Annotated in this window: 3 protein-coding genes; 1 reads left to right on the top strand and 2 read right to left on the bottom strand. The window is 36.4% G+C overall.

Annotated features, from left to right (window positions below):
* Positions 1-439 precede the first annotated feature (439 nt).
* The gene (locus tag DXB15_RS16650) at positions 440-2,131 is read right to left on the bottom strand and encodes an AAA family ATPase (protein WP_118703553.1); all 1,692 of its coding nucleotides are present in this window, start codon (positions 2,129-2,131) and stop codon (positions 440-442) included.
* A gap of 214 nt (positions 2,132-2,345) precedes the next feature.
* Complete coding sequence (locus tag DXB15_RS16655; RefSeq protein WP_187119671.1) at positions 2,346-2,954, bottom strand: LVIVD repeat-containing protein; 609 nt, start codon at positions 2,952-2,954, stop codon at positions 2,346-2,348.
* Between the two features lie 193 nt (positions 2,955-3,147).
* On the opposite strand from DXB15_RS16655, the gene DXB15_RS16660 reads away from it, so the two are divergent.
* The gene (locus tag DXB15_RS16660) at positions 3,148-3,810 is read left to right on the top strand and encodes a Crp/Fnr family transcriptional regulator (RefSeq protein WP_330427552.1); all 663 of its coding nucleotides are present in this window, start codon (positions 3,148-3,150) and stop codon (positions 3,808-3,810) included.
* The last annotated feature ends 116 nt before the right edge of the window (positions 3,811-3,926 follow it).

Here is a 3,926-nt window from a genome sequence, read left to right on the forward strand (position 1 = left end):
TGGTCTTTTTGTGATGTCCTTAATGGAATGGATATCCTCTACTATTCTTTTTCAACCTTTCTCGCCTCCTATACCCTTGTGGGTATGGGCACATTATACCTATAGGGGTATAGGTTTTTAAGAATGTGTTTCTATTCATTTTAAGCAACTAACTTAATGAACTTGCAACAATTACTTTCATTCAGATACAGAATCGGATATTGTTATTACATAAAACATGCTATCACACACTATCACAGACAAAATCCTCAAACAAAAAAAAGACATCCCTGACAAGTTCTCCATTACCAGAAAACTTATCAGGGATGTCCTTAAACCCGAATTTTTTACTGCATATTTGCAAAACGCTCTACTGCCTTTGTAAAGTTCTCAATAGTTTTATCCGCATCCATACACTGTTTCATATCTGTTTTCCTCGCTTTTTATCTATCTATTTTTATTATTGTCCATCTATCAGAACTTTTTTTCCTTCAAACGCAAATCCATAATGATGAATCCGATTTTTGGAAATCCCTGCTTCCAGAAGTTCTGTATCGTACTGCTTTTCTTCTATCTGACGCAATGCAGATTTTACGGTATCCTGTAACGAATATTCTTCTTCCACATCAAATACTTTAAATTCCAGAATCATCGCATTTTCTGCAACATTCCGCGGTATCAGCATCACATCGTAACGTCCATAACCACTTTCTCGGTTGGATTTCACCTGATATCTATCACGCAATTCTACCAGAAGTCCTAACACAAATCCATGATAAAAACGTTCCGGTTGTGATTTTGATGACGGATGTGTTCCACTGTCAAAATTACTGAACGTAGCCAACGCAACCTCATTCATATAAGCATTCATTTCCCGAACATTTCCACCCAACAATGCATTTATAAACCGATTATATACGGAATTTGACACATCAAACCACCCACGAAACATCATCATAAACATTCCCATGGTTTCCAGATTTGTAATCTGAAGGTGATACCATTTTTCTCTCAACAATCCCCGATATTCAACCTCTACCGCTTTCAGATAACCACTCGCCAGTAAAAGACTCCAGATGGCATTTTCATTTTGATCCAACTGTTCAAAAATAATCTGTTCATCAAAGTGAACCACAATTTCTTTATTTTGAAGCAGCAGTTCCATCTGTTCCTTTATCTCGGACGATGCGGTCTGAATCAACCTGCTTACCAGACTGTTGGAACTCGTCGCTGCCCAGTAGGCATCAAATTTCTTTTTATCAAGAAAATTTGTAATAGACCATGGATTATAAATATCTCTCCTTTTTCCAAATACAAATCCATCGTACCATTCCTTCACCTGATTTTTATATTCATTCACCCCAAACGTATCTAGCGATGCAAATACTTCTTGCTCTGTAAAACCAAAGCAGGTTTCATACTCCTCCGATGTTGTAGTAACCACATTCAGATTATTCAGATCAGAAAAAACAGATTCCTTGGATACTCTTGTAATTCCCGTCATAACTGCACGTTCCAAGTACGGATTTGTCTTAAATGCAGAATTAAACATGCTTCGGATAAAAGATGTAAATTCTTTCCAGTAACCGTATACATAAGCTTCCTGCATTGGCGTATCATATTCATCCAGCAAAAGAATTACTTTTTTCCCATAAAATCGATACAGATAATGAGCTAGGTCCTGCAGTGCACATTGTGCTGTCACATCATCCATCTGCGGAGATACTTCCGAAAACTGCCTTTTTTGCATTTCTGTCATGCAATTTTCCTGTAACAAAAATACATATTGCTGGTATAAATCCGACAAAATCCTTTTTATTTTTTTCACTGCATCTGCATAATTTGTCTGCTTCACATCCGCAAAAGACAGGTAAATCACAGGATACGTTCCCTGAATACTGCGATATTTTTCATCCTTCCATATAGTAAGTCCCTCAAATAAATCCTCACGATCTGCATACTGATTTGAGAAAAAGCATTTGAGCATATCCATATTTAACGTCTTACCAAACCGGCGTGGACGCATAATAAGCGTGATACTGTCTCCGGATTCCCACCACTCCCTGATAAATTCCGTTTTATCCACATAAAAACGATTTTCTTTTCGGATATCCTCAAAGCCCTGATTTCCTATACTTATCACTTTCGGCATCTGCGCTCACCTACCTTCTTGACCTGTCAGTTCTATCTTTTATACCATAGCGAATTTTTCTGTTCCTAGCAAGTTCTTTCCTTTCGCATAAAAAATTTTGACACTTTTCATCTTTACATTTTCTATGCTTTTCATCAAGATATCATACCCTTAATTTTGATCAAAAAAACGCCGCACCAAACAATGCGACGTTTTTATCCTTATGAAATTTTATCTACACGGTACATTTTACAATATACAAACCATCATTTGCTGTATCAAAATAAATATATCCGCGATCATCCACCAGAACATCTTCTGCAATTCTCAGGATAAAAAATGCGTATCCCTCACAGGAACCGGTAACATACACATAATCGCCACCATTATAAAAGAAGCGATGTACACCCGGTCCACCTCCACAATGGAATTTTGATAATAATTTTGGATTCTCCGGATCTGTTTCCACATCCCAGATAGAAATTCCACCCCAATACGGTAAGGTATTTCCCTTCGGTGTTCCATGCAGAACATCCATAGTTCCACCATGCGCCAGAATCAACAATCCGTCTGCAATCTGAATCTTTTGTGTACTCTGACCATCATGAATGCTGTCATCTGCCCAGAAACCTTCCATCCATTTGATTTTTCTTGGATTTTTCGGATCTGTCACATCCAGAATATTAATTCCGTTCCAGCGAAAACTGGTTGCGTACAGATAATAATGTCCATTTGCTTTCTGCATTGCCATCTGAAATCCAGGTTTTCCATTGAGGTCATCAAAACCTACAAATTCCATGTTTTTCATCAGGCATTCTTTTCTCTGATGAATACTTTTTCCCATATACATTTCCTCCTTCTCTTTCAGAAGTCAAATAAATCCTTTATATTTATTCTACTCTGTAAATAATTTCATTTTATTCTATCTCCTTGATTCTGTAAAATAACTATTTTTTCACTTGTTATATCAAAACAGATATGGAATAATATTTTTAAAAAAGTTAATATATACTACTTTACGTAAAGGAATTTTTAATATGGATAGCATCAAAAAAATTATCTCACCGCTCTTTCGCGGAATTACAGAAATGGAACTGGAGCAGATGAACACCGCAGGATACCTGCGTCAAAAAGAATATGAAAAAAACGAAATCATCTATCATATGGACACAAAAGTTGATGAAATTGGTATTTTACTAACGGGAAGTGTAAATATTATCAACACTGATTTCTTAGGTAATTCCACAATTTTAAGCAACATCTCTGCCGGAGGTGTATTCGCAGAGACATATGCCCTTGTAAAGGAACCACTGCTTGTGGAAGTCGTTACTGCTGAAAACAGCCAGATTTTATTTTTAAATATTCGCCGAATTATGGAGGATTCATCTTGTAATCAATCTGACTGGTATCGAAAACTGATTGATAATCTCTTACAGATTTCCATGCGAAAAAATCTCACGCTTTCTACACGGATTTTCTGTACTACACCGAAAAATATCCGCGGTCGTTTACTGACTTATTTGACTGCAGAATACCGCAAACAAGGAACTTCTACGTTTGAAATTCCATTTAATCGTCAGCAGCTTGCAGATTATTTGAATGTTGACCGAAGTGCTTTGTCTAAAGAACTTGGAAAAATGAAAGAAGAAGGGATACTGGATTTTCATAAAAATGTATTTCGATTATCACAACAGATTTGATGATATAAAAAAGTGCTGTATTGGCAATTTCGTCAATACAGCACTTTTTATTTATACGATATATACCTTCAAAACTTCATACAGAAATCCGATTCATTTCAACCTTTTGGTCAAGC

Source organism: Roseburia sp. OM02-15, assembly GCF_003481835.1.
GTDB classification, from domain to species: domain Bacteria; phylum Bacillota; class Clostridia; order Lachnospirales; family Lachnospiraceae; genus Eubacterium_I; species Eubacterium_I ramulus_A.